Genomic DNA, 17,099 nt, shown 5'->3' on the forward strand with positions numbered 1-17,099 from the left:
ACTTTAATTTATAGAAAGGATTTATGCTTATAGATTTTAAAGATGAAGATTTTGATAGTAAAATCAAAAATGAAGATGTTTCAGTAATCCAGTTTTCAGCTGCTTGGTGCGGACCTTGCAAAGCTTTAAAACCAGTGATGGATAAATTAGCTGATGAATACAAAGGTAAAGCTGGTTTTTATTATGCTGATGTAGAAGATGGTGGAATAAACACTGGAAGTGCTGCCGGCATAAGAGGCGTACCAACTGTTATTATTTACAAAAAAGGTGTTGAAGTAGATAGAAAGGTTGGTGGGGTACCTGAAAGTCACATGAAAGAATTTTTAGAAAAAAATATCTAATTCAAATTAAGTATTTCTCCAGCTAGATAAAGAGAACCTGTAATTAAGATTATATCGTTTTTCTTGACCGAAATAGACTTGATTGCATCAAATATATCTTCTTTGTACTGAACATTTTTGAATGAATTTAGTTTGTTTTTTAAGTCTTTTCCGCCAATTGAATTAGGTTGGTTTGGAATATCAATAGTGGTCAAGGTTGAGATATTTTTAAAATAACTAATATACTCATTATGATCCTTGTTGGACATCATACCTAAGATTATGTGTTTATTACAATCTAAAGTTTGGAGGTATTCATTTACTACTCTAGCTCCATCAGGGTTATGATCCCCAGAAACTAATAATGTATTATTTTTTACAAGTTCTTTTAGTTTTCCAGATTTAATTTCCTGTAATCTTGCAAGATTATTAATATTTTGAATACCACTTTCTATTTCATTGCTTTGAATTCCAAGATTTAAAGTTCTTATAGTTGCAATAGCAGTCGATATATTTTCTAGTTGAAACTGACCAAGAACATTCGGTAGAGGAAGTTTCAAACCTCCTAATTTATCCTCATAGTAAAAAAAACCATTCTCTTGAATTGAATAACTATAGTCTTCATTAAAAAATAACTTATTTGAAGAGTTATGTTTAATAGTTTTTTTAATACATTCCATTGTCTCTTTTTTATTTTGCTTTGCGACAACAATATTTGTATTAAGTAAGGCCGATGTTTTTTCAAAAACAATTTGCTCAATTGTTTGATTTTCTTTTGGAAGCCAGTCGAGATGGTCTTTACTTATAGATGTTACTATACTTGCAAGATTACTCTTTAAAATATTGGTAGCATCAAAACGATGGAATAAACCACTTTCTATTAAGTTGATATTGTTAGGATATTGGGCAGCTTTATAAAAAAAACAAGCTGATAACATTTCAAAAACAGTTACTGGTTCGTTATTATTAACTTTTTCGACCTCTTCTAATAAATCAGCTAATTCCTCGTCGTTTAATTCCTGATTATTAAATACAAATCTTTCATTAATTTTTTGTATATGTGGGCTCGTATATACATTACATTTTAAATTCTTCTCCTTAAGAATCGCATAAATAGCCTGGATGGTAGAGTTCTTTCCATTAGTTCCTACAACTGATATGGCCTTAATTTTATCTTGAGGGTTTCCTAATTTCTTACAAAGATTTTGAATTCTATCGAGTGAGAGATCGATTTCTTTAGGATGCAACTTTTGAAAATTGCTGAGTATCTTCTGAAGTTTCATTTTGTTCAGAACTTATAGCAGAATTTTGTTTTAACAATATTGATAATAAAGTTCCTATTTTAGATGCTAGATCTCTTCTCTCTACTATTAAATCAACAAACCCAGTTTTTTCAACGTACTCACTTTTTTGAAAACCTTCCGGCAATTCTTCTTTTACTGTTCCTTGAATAACTCTTGCACCTGCAAATGCAATTAATGCACCAGGTTCAGCAATATGAATATCTCCTAACATTGCATATGAGGCAGTTATTCCTCCTGCAGTTGGATCTGTAATACAAACTAGATAGGGCAAACCATTTTTCTTTAATTCATTAATTGCAAGCGTTGTTCTTGTCATTTGAGATAATGAAATTAAACTTTCCATCATTCTCATTCCTCCACCAGCGCTTATACATATAAATGGTGTTTGATTTTCTATTGCATGTTGAATTCCATATAAAAATGCTTCACCCTCTGCAGCAGCCATTGAAGCTCCTAAAAAGTCAAAATCAGATGCAACAGCTGTTATTTTAATATTATTGATTGTCCCAGATGCAACCATCATTCCACAATCTAATCCAGTTTTCTTACGAGCACTTTTTAATCTATCTTTGTATGATTTAGAGTCTGACCAATTTAAAGGATCATCTTTTGGAATTGGTGTTTTAAAAACTTCATAGTTGTTTTTTCCAAACAAAATATCAAATCTTTGTTTTGGTTTAATTCTATGATGTTTATTACAATCTGGACATACCCAAAGGTTTGCTTCCAAATCTTTCTTTAGAATTGGTCCACGACAACAACTTGTCCATTCACTTTTTGCAATATCTTCTTTAGTAGCTCGTTCACGTATAGCAGTTTTTATCTTTTCACCTGCTTTAATAATTTTGGTTATCCAGTTCATTGAATTTTATTTCTTAATCTTCTAACTATATTAGTAACATTTGTGACAGTATTTTGTCTTCTTTCAATTGATTTAGATATTTCCTTACATATCGCACTACCAACTACTAGACCATCAGCTTTTTTAAGAGATTTAATCGTCTTTTCTGTAATACCAAAGCCAATCACCACATTTTTTGATTTATTTTGATTTTTAATTTTATTGTATCTTTCCAAGATTTTCTTTGGGGAAACTTTTAGTTTACCCCCTGTAGTTGACAACATGCTAATATAGTAAACCATATCATGCGATTCCTTTATTATTTTTTTTAATCTCATTTGAGAAGTAGTAGGTGATACCAGTTGTATAAAATTCACTCCATTCTTTTTACATCTTGATGCAAAACTTTTGTTTTCAGGATAAGGCAAATCTACAACAATTATTCCATCTACATTTGATTTTTTACATTTATCCAAAAATTTATTTTCATTGTATTGAAATATCATATTGTAATAACCCATTAGTATAATTGGAGTATTTTTTTTTGATTTTTTAAAATTTTTTACAATTGAAAATACATCGTTAATTTTTATACCATTTTTAATTGCTCTATAGGCACTAGTCTGGATTTGACCTCCATCAGCTATGGGAGTGTTGTGAGGAAAACCCAATTCACAAATATCAGCATAGTTTGAAATAGACTTAAGAATTTCTAAAGATTTTTTTTTAGTATTATCACCTGCAACTGTATAGGTCAGTAAGGCAGGTCTATTTTCTTTTTTTGCATTTAAAAAAGTTTTATTAAGTAAAGAGCTCATTAATGTTTTCCCAATCTTTCTCTTAAAATATCTCTATCTTTTTTTGCATCACCACAAGAGTTAACAATTATAATTGTATCTTTGCTTAATTTTGGAGCAATTTTTATTGCCTCAGCAAAAGCATGACTTGGTTCTAAACTTGGATTAAGTTTTTCAAATTTAGTTACCATTACATGTGCATTAAGTGCATCCTCGTCCGTTGCATAAGTATATCTTGCTCTTTTAGTATCTTTTAAAAAGCAATGAATAGGACTAACACCAGGATAATCTAAACCAGCACTTATAGATTCTGTATCATTAATTTGTCCTTCATTATTTTGGCAAACATAAGAAGCTGCTCCATGCAAAATACCAACTTTTGCATTTCTACTTAGTGGTGCTGCATGAAGTTTAGATTTTTTAGAACCTCCAGCTTCTACACCAATTAATTCTATTTGTTTTTTATCAAAATCAATAAACTCACTCCAAAATCCATATGCAGAACTACCACCTCCAACACAATTAATTAACTTAATTTTATTTGGAATTTTTTTAAATTCTTTTTTAAGCTGTGTTCTTAATTCTCTAGAAATTTGTGCAGTTGACCAGCCACATATTTTTACAAAGATATTCGGTCCAACTGTACTACCAACGCACATGTGTGTATTATCACAATTAGATACCCAATATCGCATACATTCACTCACTGCATCAACTAAAGTCTGACTTCCAGAATAAACGGGTACTATTTCCGCACCGTTTTTTTTCATAGCGTCACAATTTGGTTTTTGTCTTTTAATGTCTTTAGCACCCATAAAAATTTTACATTTAAGTCCAAATTTTTTAGCTGCCATACTTAACATTTTTCCTGCATATCCAGCACCAGTATCGCCAACGATATATTTTTTACCCATGGCTTTACAAATTAGCGCATGAACAGTGGCATTATAAATTTTATGCGCCCCTCCATTTGCTTCAGAAACTACTTTTGCCCATATTTGAGCTCCACCTAAATGATTGGACAAATTTTCTAATTTCACAAAAGAGGTTGGAGATCCAATATAATTTTTAAAATAATAATCTCTTTTTTTTAAAAAGGCTTTATTATTTCTAAGTTTCTTAAATTCTTTTGTTAAATCCTCTACTGGTTTTTTTAAAGTTTCAGGTATAAAGCTACCTCCAAATTTTCCTCCCCAAAAACCTTGTTGATCGTGTTGATCAATTAATGGAACACCTTTTTTAAGCTTCATTTTTAATTTCATTAACTTTATTTAAAAAAAATTCTATTTTCGATAGGTCTTTTAATCCAGATGTTTCTACACCACCAGATAAATCTATAAAATTTGCCAAATTTTTGAAATTTTTAAGCTCTTCATTGTATTGAATATTTCCAGCAATCATTAATTCCTTGTTTAATTTGATATTTTTAATCAAGTCATGATCAAAAGACCGACTTTTCTCGTAACCCTTACTATCAAATAAATAAATATCAGTATCATCAGAATATAATTTATAATTACTCAAATCAGACTTTGATTTTATTGTGAAAGCTGTAATAATTTTCTTTTGATATTTTTCTTTTATCTCTTTTATTTCCTCCGGTGTACAATCATATATTTGATAGTAATCAAAAGGTAAGTTTTTAATTTTCTCTAAAATATTTATATTTGGTTTTACCAGAACAGCAACATAGTAACTTTGTTTTGGATTATTGGTTAAAAGTTTTTTTAAATTTTCATATTCAACATATCTAGAACTTTTTGGATAGTTACAAATAAATCCTATAAATGTTGGTGGATGAGGATGATTAATTAAAAAATTTAAAGTATCAGGATCAGAAATCCCACAAATTTTGCAACCCTTAATCATCAGTATAAATGATTAATTAATTTTTTAATATTATGCTTAATATTACCTTTTGTAAGAGATCTTCCAATTACCACTCCCGAAACTTTATTTTTGAAAGCATCTTTTGGTGTCATTACTCTAGCCTGATCATTTGTACTGTCACCTGGCAATCTTATACCAGGTGTTATGACTAATAAATTTTTGTATTTTTTTTTAATCATTTTTGCTTCTTTTGCAGAACAAACTATCCCATCACATCCTGATTTTTTAATAATACTAGCTTGCTTTAAAACTAGTTGGTCAACTGTTTTAGTGTAACCAATTTCTTTTAACGATTTATTGTTAAGACTAGTCAACACAGTAACTCCGAGTACTTTTAAATTTTTATTAATTTGTTTAGTTTTCTCTTTGATAGCTTTAAGCATATTAAGTCCACCATTTGCATGCACAGTAATGTATTTACATTTTTTTAAATCTTTTAAACTATCAACTGCAGAAAGAGCTGTTTGTGGAATATCATTTATTTTTAAATCCAACCAAAAATCTGATTTGTATTTTTCTAAAAATTTTCTTCCATTTTTTGAGTAAAAAAACTGTAATCCAAATTTTGGAATAATTTTTAACTTTTTTGTATTAATATTTTTAAGAATTTTCTTTATTTGATCTAAATTTGAAGTATCACATGCAACGAATATAATTTTATTCTTCATTATTGATCTTTTTAAACATTTCCTTGCTCATTTTCCATGATATTACCTTCTTTTTAGGAACTGCAACTTTTTCGCCATTTTTTGGATTTCTTCTGATCGAGGCTTTTTGAGTTTTGACTCTAAATGTTCCAAAATTTCTTAATTCAACTCCGTCTCCTCTACGAAGAGCTCTTTTTATCTCATTTAAAATTATATCAGTGAATTTTTCTAAATCTTTTTTTAAGAAATTTGGGTAGTTATAAGAGAGTTGTTTTAAAAGCTTTGATTTTACAATAGCCAATTTATAACTTCTTCAATTATTCTTTCTCTTCTTCTTTTTTCTTTAAATCTTCAGATAATGATGAAAAAGGCAGATTTTTACCAGAACCCTCAGATCCATATTTTTCTAGAGCTTCTTTTTTCTCAATTTCTTCAAGCAATTTAATACTTAAAGTTACTTTTCTCTTATTTATATCTAAATCTGCTATTGCACAGTCTAATTTTTCACCACCTGTCCATCTACTTGGTCTAGCATCGGCAGCATTAATTGCTATCGCAGATTTTTTAATTTGGAAATCCATTTCACAACCTTCTGGTCTTACTATAAGTCCTTTGTTATCGGTCGAAACAACTTTTACGGTTATAGTTTGATTTTTTGACTTATCTTTGAACCAGTCAAATGGATCTGTTTGAGTTTGTCTTAAACCTACTCTAATTTTTTGTTCAGAGGATTTGATTTCTAATACCTTAACCTTAAGCCTATCACCTTTTTTATATTTAGAGAGTTCCTCTTCTCCATTATTTAAATACGTTAAATCATTACAATGCAAGAAAGCATCAATATCTAAATCTTCAATTTTAACAAATAAAGAATATTCATTTTTGTTTACAACTTCACCTTCAACAATAGTATCTACTGGATATTTTTTCTCAAATGTTTCAAAAGGATTATCTTGAGTTAATCTATGTGATATTGCAACACGTCTTTTGTCTTTGTCAATCTCAGTAATTACACAATCTATTTCATCACCAACTTTGAACATTTTTTTTGCTGAAATATTTTTTTTAGTCCAACTTAGTTCGCTTGAATGAAGCAAGGTTGTTAAACCTGGTTCTAGCTCACAAAAAGCTCCAAAGTCCATTAATTTTACTACTTTCACTTTGTAGATTTTATTCAATTCGTAATTTTCAATATGCTCAAAAGGATCTGGAGATAATTGTTTTACTGAACATCCAACTTGTAATTTTTCTTTATCAACACTAATAACTTTTAGGTCATGTTTTTCACCTATATTAAATACTTCATCCGGATGATTTACTCTTGAATAGGAAATTTCTTGTAAATGAACCAATACATCTAATTCACCATTGACATTGAAGAAGCAACCAAATGAACTGTATCCTTTTACTTCAGCACCTTTTATAATTTCACCAACTTTGTATTTTTCAACTATTTTTGCTTTATCTTCTTTTTTAAAAGATGAAATTATTTCTCTTCTAGATACGCAGGCATTTCCTCTAACTTTGTCTAGTTTGATAAGCGCAAATTTTTGTGGCTCATTCATTAAATGACTAATGTCTTTTAAAGGTTTATCACTTATCTGTGAACCAGGTAAAAACATAAGTGAGCCAGTATCAATATGTTCGACTATGCATCCACCTTTGCACTTAGATGTAATTTTACCCATGATGGGTTCATTTTTTTCATATGCTTCTACTAGTTTTTCCCAACCTTTAATTTTTTGAGCTTTACTTGCAGAAACTAAAACTTCACCATTTTTATCTTCAATTTTTTCAAGTAAAACTGGAATAGTTTCACCAACTTTGATTTTCTCTGAAAGACCCATGCTCTTTAATTCGTTAATATCAAGAACTGGTTCTGATTTTAAACCTTCAACAAATAAAAATACAAATTTTTCAGTAATTTTATTAATTTTACCATTAATTATTTTACCTTCTTCAATTTGAACTTTTGAAAGCTGACTACTTAGTAATTTTTCGAATTCTTGAGATGCTGGATTAGATAAATCTTTATAAATTTCCATTAATTATTAATTTTCCTGTCTATTATTTTTTTTATTTTTAAAAAACATGCCCTTTTATTAAGGTTTGTCGTATTAATCAATAGTGAATCTTTTGTTTTCTTTAATGGAGATATTTTTCTATTTAAATCACTTTTATCGCGATTTTTAATGCTTTTTAAGACTTCTTCATAAGTTGTTATTTTTTTTAGTCCTTTTAATTCTTTATATCTTCTTAATGCTCTAGTTTTTACATTTGCAGTAATATAGAATTTAAAGTCAGCATCAGGAACAATATTATATGTAATATCTCTACCATCTAAACAAGAACCTTTGTATTTTTTTGGCGGGTTGTAAGCAAAATTAATTTGAAATGAGTGCACCATATTCCTAATAGATTTAATTTTAGAAATTACAGAGGCCTCAGTTCCTACCTTATCGGATAATAAATTTTTATCTGAAAGATCTTTTATTTTTAATGAGTTAATTTTTGATTTTATAAATTTATTATTAAATTTTCTTGGGAATTTAATTTTTAAATAAGCAATAAATCTATAAATTTTTCCAGTATCAAGGTAAAAAAGATTATAATGATCTGATATAGCTTTTGCTAAAGTTCCTGCACCTGCTGCTGCTGGAGAGTCAATTGCAATTTTTAAAATATTTTTTCTTTTAATCATTTTTTTAAATCTTCAATTATTTTTAAAAAATTTGGAAATGATGTATTTATTGAATCTTTGTCATGAATAATCCACTTCCCACCAAAACTGTAAGCTGCAATTAAACTTGTCATAAAAACTCTATGATCTTTTAAATAATTTTTAATAATAATTTTTTTATTTAAATATAAATTTAGCTTAGGATTTCCATAAATTTTAATAGAGTCATTTGTTGCAATCGTTTTTATTCCTAAATTTGATAAAATCTTTTCAGCCCACTTTAGTCTAGGACTCTCCTTTTGATTTAGTTCACCTAAATTTTTAAAATAAGAAATACCTTTAGCCTTAGCAGCAACTAAAAAAATAACCAAAAATTCATCAATTGCTCCACTATTTAATTTTGGTGGACATTTAATAGCTTTTAAATTTATTGCACTTACTATTTTAATATCAGCTTTTTTTTCACCTTTATAAGTCCTCTTATTTTTAAAAGTTATCTTCACTCCCATTTTTTTTAAAATTGTTATAATACCAATTCTAGATGGATTTATATTTACGTTTTTAATTGTTAATTCTGAATTATTAGATAGTGCTGTCAGAACAATAAAGAATGCACTTGAGCTTATATCTGATGGAATCTCATAGTTTAAAGTATTAATTTTTTTTACTTTTTTAATTTTGATTTCATCAAAATTTTTTCTACTTTTGATAGTTATTGGTAATTTCAAATGCTTACATAATAGCTCTGTATGATTTCTTGATTTTTTTGCTATAATTTTAGTTGTGCCATCAGTTCTCATTGCAGCAAAAATAATTGAACTTTTGCACTGAGCCGAACCTTTATTTTCATTATATGTAATTGGTTTCAGCTTAGATGATCCATAAATTTTTAGCGGTAAAAAATTACCTTTTCTTAATTTAAATTTTGCTCCAAATTTACTTAATGGATCTGATATTCTTTTAAAGTCTCTTTTTGATAAACTTCTATCTCCTATTAATTTTATAGGTTTTGAAGAATTTACTAATAAGCCGAGAATAAGTCTTCCCAAGGTACCAGAATTTTGAGCGTTTATTGTAAGATTTCTTTTATATTTATATCCGTTAATTCCTTGTCCAAAAATATAACATACATTTTTTTTAATTGTTGTTTTGATACCTAGTTTTTTTATTGTTTCTAATGCAGCTAGAACATCTTCAGACATTAAAAGATTTTTTGCTTTTGATTTCCCTTTAGCTAATGATGCAAAAAGAACCCATCTAATACTTAAGCTTTTATCGCCTGGTACCTTTATAATTTTTTTAAAACTCTTGATTTTGTTATTTATTTTAACGATGTTTGACATTTAAACTTAGTTGAACTTAAAGTTATCACCGAAATATGCATTTTTTGCATTTATATTTTTTACCAAATTAGAAGGAGTGTCTTGGGCTACAATCTTACCATTACTTAAAATCATAGCAATATCAACACAAGCAAGAAGATCTCTTGCTTGATGATCACATATACATATTGTAATTTTATTTTCGTATTGTAGATTTACTATTATTTCTTGAAGCATTTTTATTGTTAAAACATCTAGTGCAGCAAAGCATTCATCTAATAAAAGAACCTTTGGTTCACTCAAAAGTGATAGAGCAATTACCAATTTTTTTTTTTGTCCCCCTGATAAAAATTTAGCTTTGATATCTTTTAAATTATCAAGTTCAAATTTTGTGACAAGATAATCAATTCGTTCTGATCTATAATTTTTATTTTCAATTACAATTTCACTTATTGCTTTTAAGTTATCATATAGAGTTAAATCATTAAAATATCCCCCATATTGTGGCACATAACCAACTTTAAATTTTTTTGTTCTCAAATAGACTGGGTAGTAACTCACATCATTCTTACTTATAATAATTTTTCCTCTATCTGGATTTACAAGACCTGTTATTAAATTAAAAATTGTTGACTTACCTACACCATTAGGTCCAAGCATCCCAAAGATCTGCCCTTCATTTATATTAAAACTTAAGTTATCTAATATTAATCTATTTCCATAAGAAAAAGAAATGTCTTTAAATTCAATTATTGAATTTATATTTTTGAAAGATTTTATTCTGAATTTTTTTATTATTGCCATTTAATCTTTACTTTTAATATTTACCTTCTTGTCTTCTTCATGCATAAATATTTTAGTATTTTTAGTTTTAATATCTAACTCTATCACATCAGCATTTAAAACATTTTCTTCATTTGTAAAAGTAATATTTTTTGAAATAATCATAACATTATTTTGTAAAGAAAAATCTAAGTAATCTCCAGTAATTTTATTTTTAAGATAATTAATTTTTACATTTTTAGAAAAAATTGTATCAAAATTTTCTGAGTTATATTTTCCAAAGTCAGAGTTTATTGTAACTTCTTCTGAGTTTGTAAGTTTTATTAGAGCACTTACTTTAGTCAAAAATAAAATGTTAGGATTTGCAACATCTATTTCACCCATTGAAGCAAAAATGCTATATTCATTTCCATCATTATCTTTTGATTTATATTCAATATCTTCAATAATGTTTGAATTATAGGTAATTTCCTCTTCTGCTGTTTCAGTAACATTTTTGTTTTTTTGAATTTTATTTTTTGAATAAATAAAAAATATTATTAAAAATATTATAAATAATGCAAATATAACTTTTACATTTTTATTAAGGTGCATCTATAAGATATTTGATTGAAGAATTGTGTGAACGTGAACAACACCTACAGTACTATCTTTTTTTTGTCTGTTACTTACCAGCAAAGAAGTTATTTTTTTATTATTCATTATAGATAGTGCTTTTGCTGCTAACTCATTCTTATCAATTGTAACGGGTTCTCTTGTCATTATATCTTTTGCTTTAAGAGAATGTAAATTTGAATTTTTTTGATTAACTCTCCTTACTTGACCATCTGTAATAATTCCAATAGTTTTTTTTTTATTATTTCTCACAATAAGAATTCCTAATTTTTTATTACTTAGTACATTAAGTGCGTCCTTCATTTTTAAATTTTCATTTACAAAGGGCAGTTGATCTCCTTTTAACATTATATCCTCAACTGTTCTCAATTGTGCTCCCAAGCTTCCAGCTGGATGAAGTTTTTTAAAATCCATCTTTCCAAATTTTTTATATTTCATTGCTGCTATAGCGAGTGCATCACCCAAAGCTAATTGTGATGTTGTGCTTGCAGTTGGCACTATTCCTTCAGCTTCATTTACTACAGGCATTAGTAGTTTTATATCTGAAGCTTTATATAGGGTAGACTCTTTTTTTGAGACTATACCGATTAATATAATTTTATTTCTTTTTGCATATTTAATTATACTTTTAAGCTCGGCTGTTTCACCTGAATTACTTATCAGGATCAAAACATCTTTTTTTGATATCATTCCAAGGTCACCATGAGATGCTTCGCTTGCCAAAATGCTAAAGGAGGGTGTTCCAACAGAAGCAAGTGTAGCAGAAATTTTAGATGCTATAAGACCACTCTTGCCAACACCACACAGAATAACTTTTGAATTACAATTAGCAATTTTTATAACAGCCTCATCAAAAGAATTATTTATTTTTTTTTTAAGATTTTGAAGAGCTCTAATCTCAAGGTCTATTACATTTTTCGCTAGTTGAACAAACTTTTTTTTCATTAATGTGACCAGATATCATCCTTAAACGATGCTAAATCAAGTTCAACTCGTGTCTTTAAAAACTTTAAACTATCTTCATAAAGCTTTATTCTATTTTCTCTTTCCAATATTTTTTTCAGTTCATCATGTATTCGATGTAGGTATATTACATCGTTTGCGCAATATTTAAGTTGAGCTTGTGTTAATTCACCTCCAAAATCTGAAGTTTGAAATTGTTTACTAATATCTATATTTATAAATTCTTTAATTAAAGTTTTTAAAGAATGATTATCAGAGTAAGATCTTGCAAGTTTTGAAGCAATTTTTGTATCTAAAATATTATTAGTTTCTGTTTTTAAGTAAAATTTAATATGAGCCATATCTGCCCGTCCATAATGAAATATTTTTGTTATATTTTGATTGTTCAATAGTTTTATTAAATTAGGTGCTTGATAATTTGCTCTATCAAATTGTACTATATGAGCATCTGAGTTACCTGAAGATACTTGTATTAAGCACAATGGATCGCGTCTGACATTTAGACCCATAAACTCACCATCCACAGCAATTATATTGCCTAAGTTTAAATCATCTGGTAGATCATTTTTGTGAAGTTGAATATTATTACTCATTTTTAAACATATATATATGAAAGCAAAAAATTGTCTAATTTTTGGTGGAAGTGGTCAAATTGGTCGAAATTTAATCAGGAAGCTTACTAAGAATAATTACCAGGTAACTGTTGTAACAAGAAACATTCATCAAAAAAGTTACATTATTAAAACCCAAGCAAATGCAGGTTATATAGATGTTGTTGAGTCAAATATTTTTGAAGAACAAAAACTTAGAAAGCTTTTTGAAAAAGCAGACTTATGTATAAATTTAATTGGTATTCTGTTTGAGTCAAAGAAAGGAAATACATTTAAAAATATTCACACTATCTTTCCTTCTTTGTTGTCTAAACTTTCAAAAGAATACAAACTTAAACATTTTATTCATCTATCAGCACTTGGAATAAACGAGGCCACTGACTCTGATTACGCTAAAAGTAAATTGGATGGAGAGGAAAGAATTCTAAAAAATTTTCCCATGGCCACAATTATAAGACCTTCTATTGTTTATTCAGTAGATGATAATTTTACAACAAATTTTATGACTCTGTTAAATAGATTACCAATATTTCCGCTGTATTATGAAGGTAAAACAAAGTTTGCACCAATTCATTGCTCTGACCTGACAGATGTTATTTTTAATGTTATTTCTAATAATGTAAATTCCAAAATAATTGAATGTGTTGGTCCGGAAATAATATCATTTAAAGAAATAATAGAAAAATTATTAAATTTAATTGGAAAGAAAAGATTGTTAATACCGATGCCTTTACCTGTAGCACAAATGTCAGCGAGATTTTTTGAAATAATGCCAAAACCACTTTTGACTAGAGATCAATTAAAACTTTTAAAATATGATAATATTTTATCTGGAAAATATAAATCAAATTCAGATATAGGTATACCAAGTTTGAGATACTTTGATGAAGAGGTTAAAAAATATTGCTATATGTGGAGAGAAGGTGGTCAATTTTCCACAGAAAAATATAATTCAGATAATATAGATATTAAAACGAGTTAAGATTTTAAGCAGATTGAATTTTCTTTTCAATAAATTCTGGAACTTCCTCTTTTTCTGTAACTTCTTCTTTTTTACCTTTTGGCTGATATGCATAAAGTAAATGAAGTTTACAATAAGAAAAATCTTTTAAAGAAGATCTACCACAAAAATAAAATTCTTTTTCATCTGGGTGACCTATTGGCCACTTACACGAATTCTCATCTAGCTCTTCTAATTGTTTAGGATTTTCTGGTTCAAAATCTTTTTCAATAATTAATGACTTAAATTTACTCTTACGGCCTCTTTTTGATTGAACGTTATTCTGCTCAATTGAATTTTCGAAATTTTTATTTGAAGTAGCAGTTCTAGTTTTGATTTTTGCTGAAAGATTTAATCTATGAGCTTTACCAATCACAGCGTTACGACTTATACCTCCAATAATTTCAGCTATTTGGCTAGCAGTATTACCTTTGCCCCATAATTCTTTTAACTTTGAAACCTTTTCTTCTGTCCAGCTCATATCTATATGTTGTGTTAATTAATTTTAAAATGACAATATACTGTTATTAATTTAATTTAAACAATGAAAAAATTAGAGTTATCAACAATAAAAGCTTAGCTCAAATAAAATTAGTTTTTCAATCATAACTTGTATCTATGAAATAAAATTTATAAAAACAAATTTAATTTATGAGCAATTTAGCAAAAAATTATAACAGAAAAAAAATTTCATTTAAGTATGGTAAGGGAAGTTATCTTTACTCCACTGATGGAAAAAAATATCTTGATTTTGTTATGGGTATTGCCGTTAATTCTTTAGGTCATGCTCATCCAAGTTTAATCAAAACTATAAACAACCAATCAAAAAAGCTTTGGCATGTATCAAATGCTTTTCAAATTCCTGAAGGAGAAAATCTAGCAAAAAAACTATGTAAAAAAACATTCGCTGATTATGTGATGTTTCAAAATAGTGGAGCAGAAGCTACTGAGGCAGCCATTAAAGTTGCTAGAAGATATTTTTTTTCAATAGGTAAACCAAATAAAAATAGAATTCTTTGCATTAAAAATTCATTTCATGGAAGAACATTAGCTGCAATTTATGCAAGTGGTTCTAAAAAAATGACAGAAGGATTTGGCCCTAAAGTAAAAGGATTTGATCACTTTATTTTTGGAGACCACAAAGCATTAGAAAAGAAAATCACAAAAGATACTGCAGCTATAATGGTTGAAACGATAATGGGAGAGGGAGGAATTAAAGTTATTCCAGATTTCTGTTTAAAAGAGCTTAGAAAATTGTGTGATAAGAAAAAAATTCTTCTAATTCTGGATGAAGTTCAATGTGGAATAGGCAGAGCAGGAGATTTCTTTGCATTTGAAAAATCTAAAGTAAAACCAGATATAGTTCCAATAGCCAAAGGAATTGGAGGTGGGTTTCCAATAGGAGCTGTTCTTATGAATAAAAAAGTAGCCGTAGGGATGACTCCCGGCACCCATGGCTCAACATTTGGAGGCAATCCACTTGCTATGTCTGTTGGAAATAAAGTAATGGATATAGTTTCAAATAAAAAGTTTTTAAATAATGTAAAAAAATTATCTAAATATTTTTTATTAAACCTTAATAAAATTAAAGAAAAATATCCTAGTATTATTAAACAAATAAGAGGAAGAGGTTTTCTAATTGGTATACAGTTACATCAAGATCAGACAAATTTTATTAAAAAATTAATGGAAAATAAATTATTAACTATTCGTGCTGCAGAAAATGTTGTCAGAATTTTACCACCTCTTAATGTTAAAAAAAGTGAGATTGATGAAGCTTTAAAAATTATAAATAAAGTTTGTAGTCAATTTAAATTATAATGAAACATTTTATAAACTTAAAAGATATTCCCAGTAAAGATTTAAGAAAAATAATTACTGATGCAAAAAAAAGAAAAAGCTCTCGAAAAAAACTTAATACATTAGAGACGGACAAAGATGCTCCATTAAAAGGTAAAATTTTGATCCAAATGTTTGAAAAACCAAGCCTGAGAACAAGAATGAGCTTTTATTTAGCAATAAAACAGCTTGGAGGAGGCACTGTAACACTTAGATCTAATGAACTTCATTTAGGACAAGGTGGTGAAAGTATATCAGATACAGCGAAGGTTCTATCAACTTATGGTGATGGATTTATGTTGAGAACAGATAGTGATAAAAAAATTGAGGATTTTAAAAAATATTTATCTATTCCGGTCATTAATGGTTTGAGCCCGTCCTCTCATCCAACTCAAGTACTTTCAGATGTTTTTACAGTTGAAGAGATTACAAAAAAACCTATTTCTAAATTAAATATTTGCTGGATTGGAGATTCAAATAATGTGCTTGATAGTTTAATCGCTGCCTCAGTTAAATTTTCTTTTAAATTAAGTATTGGTTGTCCAAAAAAGTTTGAACCAGGAAAAGAAGTGAGAAATTGGGTTAAAAAAAATAAGAGAAAAATTTATATTTATAATGATACAAAAAAAGCTGCTAGTGGAGCTGATGTAATTTTTTCTGATAAAGTTATTTCGTTAAATGACAAAGTAAACAAAAAGAAAAAAATTCAAGCATTTAAAAAATTTAAAATTGATAAAAAATTAATGAGTTTTGCAAATAAAAAATGTATTTTTTTACATTGTCTGCCTAGAGGGAATGAAGTTTCTGAAGATATTTTCTTAGGAAAAAAATCTCATGTATGGGTACAAGCTCTTAATAGAGTTCACGTTCAAAAAAGTATTTTGTTGTATTGTTTTGGAAAATTAAGGTAGTGGAACTGGGCTATCTGAATTTTCATTTAGATACTTGATTACCGAAGCTCTATCTGCTTCTTTTCTTAAGCCTGCATAAGCCATTTTTGTACCTTTAATATATTTTGCAGGTTTTTTTAGAAATCCATTTAGCTCTTCAAATGTCCATTCTTTTTCATAAGCAGCTAATGCTTTTGAATATTTATAATCTTCAACTGCTCCAGCTTTTCTTCCAACGACATTATATAAAGCTGGACCTATAGCATTTTTCCCACCCTTAATTATTGAATGACAGGCTGCACACTTTTTAAATATTTTTTCTCCACTTGCTATATCTCCCATAGCCATTAATGCTGCGATGTCGACTTTTTCTTCTGCAGTAGTTTTTGTAGAAGATGATGCAGTAGATACTTGTTCAACTTCCACCGTGTAACCTGGAGTTTCTGGTTTTTCTACATGAAAAATTACATCAGATAATTTTCCTATACCAATAACAAGAAGTGCTACCATTAGAACTGCAGCTACAATTTTGTTAATTTCAAAAGAATCCATTTTTATAAATTTAATTTTGAACGTATAACATGATAAATTAAAATT

At 28.1% G+C, this 17,099-nt stretch carries 20 protein-coding genes; 4 read left to right on the forward strand and 16 right to left on the reverse strand.

Annotated elements, in window-relative coordinates:
* Positions 1–23: 23 nt before the first annotated feature.
* Complete coding sequence (locus ACTTA6_RS07105; protein ID WP_075505964.1) at positions 24–341, forward strand: thioredoxin family protein; 318 nt, start codon at positions 24–26, stop codon at positions 339–341.
* On the opposite strand, the gene ACTTA6_RS07110 is transcribed toward ACTTA6_RS07105, so the two are convergent.
* From ACTTA6_RS07110 to ACTTA6_RS07175, 14 genes are read right to left on the reverse strand one after another with little or no spacing between them, the layout of a single operon-like run.
* Positions 338–1,603 (reverse strand): bifunctional folylpolyglutamate synthase/dihydrofolate synthase, encoded by a 1,266-nt coding sequence (locus ACTTA6_RS07110; protein ID WP_440613481.1) that lies wholly within the window; start codon positions 1,601–1,603, stop codon positions 338–340. The genes ACTTA6_RS07105 and ACTTA6_RS07110 overlap by 4 nt on opposite strands.
* Positions 1,557–2,486, reverse strand: a complete 930-nt coding sequence (locus ACTTA6_RS07115; RefSeq protein ID WP_440613480.1) for an acetyl-CoA carboxylase carboxyltransferase subunit beta — start codon at positions 2,484–2,486, stop codon at positions 1,557–1,559. Before ACTTA6_RS07115 ends, ACTTA6_RS07110 begins: the two co-directional genes overlap by 47 nt.
* Positions 2,483–3,283, reverse strand: coding sequence for a tryptophan synthase subunit alpha (gene trpA / locus ACTTA6_RS07120; RefSeq protein ID WP_440613479.1), 801 nt, complete (start codon positions 3,281–3,283; stop codon positions 2,483–2,485). Before trpA ends, ACTTA6_RS07115 begins: the two co-directional genes overlap by 4 nt.
* The gene (trpB, locus tag ACTTA6_RS07125; protein WP_440613912.1) at positions 3,283–4,512 is read right to left on the reverse strand and encodes a tryptophan synthase subunit beta; all 1,230 of its coding nucleotides are present in this window, start codon (positions 4,510–4,512) and stop codon (positions 3,283–3,285) included. The genes trpA and trpB overlap by 1 nt, the downstream gene beginning before the upstream one ends.
* Positions 4,502–5,131 (reverse strand): phosphoribosylanthranilate isomerase, encoded by a 630-nt coding sequence (locus tag ACTTA6_RS07130; RefSeq protein ID WP_440613478.1) that lies wholly within the window; start codon positions 5,129–5,131, stop codon positions 4,502–4,504. The genes trpB and ACTTA6_RS07130 overlap by 11 nt, the downstream gene beginning before the upstream one ends.
* Positions 5,131–5,820: an orotidine-5'-phosphate decarboxylase gene (gene pyrF, locus ACTTA6_RS07135; protein ID WP_440613477.1), complete on the reverse strand. Its 690-nt coding sequence runs from the start codon at positions 5,818–5,820 to the stop codon at positions 5,131–5,133. Before pyrF ends, ACTTA6_RS07130 begins: the two co-directional genes overlap by 1 nt.
* Positions 5,810–6,100 carry an HU family DNA-binding protein gene (locus tag ACTTA6_RS07140; RefSeq protein WP_440613476.1) on the reverse strand — a complete coding sequence of 97 codons (291 nt, stop codon included), beginning with the start codon at positions 6,098–6,100 and terminating at the stop codon, positions 5,810–5,812. The genes pyrF and ACTTA6_RS07140 overlap by 11 nt, the downstream gene beginning before the upstream one ends.
* A gap of 16 nt (positions 6,101–6,116) precedes the next feature.
* The gene (locus ACTTA6_RS07145) at positions 6,117–7,844 is read right to left on the reverse strand and encodes a S1 RNA-binding domain-containing protein (RefSeq protein ID WP_440613475.1); all 1,728 of its coding nucleotides are present in this window, start codon (positions 7,842–7,844) and stop codon (positions 6,117–6,119) included.
* On the reverse strand, positions 7,844–8,500 hold the full coding sequence (gene cmk, locus ACTTA6_RS07150; RefSeq protein WP_440613474.1) for a (d)CMP kinase: 657 nt from the start codon (positions 8,498–8,500) through the stop codon (positions 7,844–7,846). Before cmk ends, ACTTA6_RS07145 begins: the two co-directional genes overlap by 1 nt.
* Positions 8,497–9,822 (reverse strand): 3-phosphoshikimate 1-carboxyvinyltransferase, encoded by a 1,326-nt coding sequence (aroA, locus tag ACTTA6_RS07155; RefSeq protein ID WP_440613473.1) that lies wholly within the window; start codon positions 9,820–9,822, stop codon positions 8,497–8,499. The genes cmk and aroA overlap by 4 nt, the downstream gene beginning before the upstream one ends.
* Before the next feature lie 6 nt (positions 9,823–9,828).
* A complete protein-coding gene (locus tag ACTTA6_RS07160; RefSeq protein WP_440613472.1) occupies positions 9,829–10,605 on the reverse strand; it encodes an ATP-binding cassette domain-containing protein in 777 nt (258 codons plus the stop codon).
* Positions 10,606–11,178 carry an LPS export ABC transporter periplasmic protein LptC gene (lptC, locus tag ACTTA6_RS07165; RefSeq protein ID WP_440613471.1) on the reverse strand — a complete coding sequence of 191 codons (573 nt, stop codon included), beginning with the start codon at positions 11,176–11,178 and terminating at the stop codon, positions 10,606–10,608.
* Positions 11,179–12,144 (reverse strand): KpsF/GutQ family sugar-phosphate isomerase, encoded by a 966-nt coding sequence (locus ACTTA6_RS07170; RefSeq protein WP_440613470.1) that lies wholly within the window; start codon positions 12,142–12,144, stop codon positions 11,179–11,181. It abuts the gene before it with no gap.
* On the reverse strand, positions 12,144–12,755 hold the full coding sequence (locus ACTTA6_RS07175; protein WP_440613469.1) for a ribonuclease D: 612 nt from the start codon (positions 12,753–12,755) through the stop codon (positions 12,144–12,146). The genes ACTTA6_RS07170 and ACTTA6_RS07175 overlap by 1 nt, the downstream gene beginning before the upstream one ends.
* A gap of 16 nt (positions 12,756–12,771) precedes the next feature.
* Here ACTTA6_RS07175 and ACTTA6_RS07180 point away from each other — a divergent pair, with 16 nt between their 5' ends.
* Positions 12,772–13,755 (forward strand): complex I NDUFA9 subunit family protein, encoded by a 984-nt coding sequence (locus tag ACTTA6_RS07180; protein WP_440613468.1) that lies wholly within the window; start codon positions 12,772–12,774, stop codon positions 13,753–13,755.
* Positions 13,756–13,759: 4 nt separating this feature from the next.
* Here the strand turns inward: ACTTA6_RS07180 and ACTTA6_RS07185 are convergent, their stop codons facing one another.
* On the reverse strand, positions 13,760–14,254 hold the full coding sequence (locus ACTTA6_RS07185; protein ID WP_440613467.1) for a GcrA family cell cycle regulator: 495 nt from the start codon (positions 14,252–14,254) through the stop codon (positions 13,760–13,762).
* A 170-nt stretch (positions 14,255–14,424) separates the two neighbouring features.
* Here ACTTA6_RS07185 and ACTTA6_RS07190 point away from each other — a divergent pair, with 170 nt between their 5' ends.
* Positions 14,425–15,594: an aspartate aminotransferase family protein gene (locus ACTTA6_RS07190; RefSeq protein ID WP_440613466.1), complete on the forward strand. Its 1,170-nt coding sequence runs from the start codon at positions 14,425–14,427 to the stop codon at positions 15,592–15,594.
* Positions 15,594–16,523: an ornithine carbamoyltransferase gene (gene argF / locus ACTTA6_RS07195; protein ID WP_440613465.1), complete on the forward strand. Its 930-nt coding sequence runs from the start codon at positions 15,594–15,596 to the stop codon at positions 16,521–16,523. The genes ACTTA6_RS07190 and argF overlap by 1 nt, the downstream gene beginning before the upstream one ends.
* On the opposite strand, the gene ACTTA6_RS07200 is transcribed toward argF, so the two are convergent.
* Complete coding sequence (locus ACTTA6_RS07200; RefSeq protein ID WP_440613464.1) at positions 16,515–17,054, reverse strand: c-type cytochrome; 540 nt, start codon at positions 17,052–17,054, stop codon at positions 16,515–16,517. The genes argF and ACTTA6_RS07200 overlap by 9 nt on opposite strands.
* Positions 17,055–17,099 lie beyond the last annotated feature (45 nt).

This window comes from Candidatus Pelagibacter sp. HIMB1636, from assembly GCF_052047675.1.
GTDB lineage: Bacteria > Pseudomonadota > Alphaproteobacteria > Pelagibacterales > Pelagibacteraceae > Pelagibacter.

What these genes read in the sequence shown, in the direction of transcription:
- ACTTA6_RS07105 (WP_075505964.1), top strand. Translation starts at nt 24, where the DNA reads ATGCTTATAGATTTTAAAGATGAAGATTTTGATAGTAAAATCAAAAAT.
- ACTTA6_RS07110 (WP_440613481.1), bottom strand. Translation starts at nt 1,603, where the DNA reads ATGAAACTTCAGAAGATACTCAGCAATTTTCAAAAGTTGCATCCTAAA.
- ACTTA6_RS07115 (WP_440613480.1), bottom strand. Translation starts at nt 2,486, where the DNA reads ATGAACTGGATAACCAAAATTATTAAAGCAGGTGAAAAGATAAAAACT.
- trpA (WP_440613479.1), bottom strand. Translation starts at nt 3,283, where the DNA reads ATGAGCTCTTTACTTAATAAAACTTTTTTAAATGCAAAAAAAGAAAAT.
- trpB (WP_440613912.1), bottom strand. Translation starts at nt 4,512, where the DNA reads ATGAAGCTTAAAAAAGGTGTTCCATTAATTGATCAACACGATCAACAA.
- ACTTA6_RS07130 (WP_440613478.1), bottom strand. Translation starts at nt 5,131, where the DNA reads ATGATTAAGGGTTGCAAAATTTGTGGGATTTCTGATCCTGATACTTTA.
- pyrF (WP_440613477.1), bottom strand. Translation starts at nt 5,820, where the DNA reads ATGAAGAATAAAATTATATTCGTTGCATGTGATACTTCAAATTTAGAT.
- ACTTA6_RS07145 (WP_440613475.1), bottom strand. Translation starts at nt 7,844, where the DNA reads ATGGAAATTTATAAAGATTTATCTAATCCAGCATCTCAAGAATTCGAA.
- cmk (WP_440613474.1), bottom strand. Translation starts at nt 8,500, where the DNA reads ATGATTAAAAGAAAAAATATTTTAAAAATTGCAATTGACTCTCCAGCA.
- aroA (WP_440613473.1), bottom strand. Translation starts at nt 9,822, where the DNA reads ATGTCAAACATCGTTAAAATAAATAACAAAATCAAGAGTTTTAAAAAA.
- ACTTA6_RS07160 (WP_440613472.1), bottom strand. Translation starts at nt 10,605, where the DNA reads ATGGCAATAATAAAAAAATTCAGAATAAAATCTTTCAAAAATATAAAT.
- lptC (WP_440613471.1), bottom strand. Translation starts at nt 11,178, where the DNA reads ATGCACCTTAATAAAAATGTAAAAGTTATATTTGCATTATTTATAATA.
- ACTTA6_RS07170 (WP_440613470.1), bottom strand. Translation starts at nt 12,144, where the DNA reads ATGAAAAAAAAGTTTGTTCAACTAGCGAAAAATGTAATAGACCTTGAG.
- ACTTA6_RS07175 (WP_440613469.1), bottom strand. Translation starts at nt 12,755, where the DNA reads ATGAGTAATAATATTCAACTTCACAAAAATGATCTACCAGATGATTTA.
- ACTTA6_RS07180 (WP_440613468.1), top strand. Translation starts at nt 12,772, where the DNA reads ATGAAAGCAAAAAATTGTCTAATTTTTGGTGGAAGTGGTCAAATTGGT.
- ACTTA6_RS07185 (WP_440613467.1), bottom strand. Translation starts at nt 14,254, where the DNA reads ATGAGCTGGACAGAAGAAAAGGTTTCAAAGTTAAAAGAATTATGGGGC.
- ACTTA6_RS07190 (WP_440613466.1), top strand. Translation starts at nt 14,425, where the DNA reads ATGAGCAATTTAGCAAAAAATTATAACAGAAAAAAAATTTCATTTAAG.
- argF (WP_440613465.1), top strand. Translation starts at nt 15,594, where the DNA reads ATGAAACATTTTATAAACTTAAAAGATATTCCCAGTAAAGATTTAAGA.
- ACTTA6_RS07200 (WP_440613464.1), bottom strand. Translation starts at nt 17,054, where the DNA reads ATGGATTCTTTTGAAATTAACAAAATTGTAGCTGCAGTTCTAATGGTA.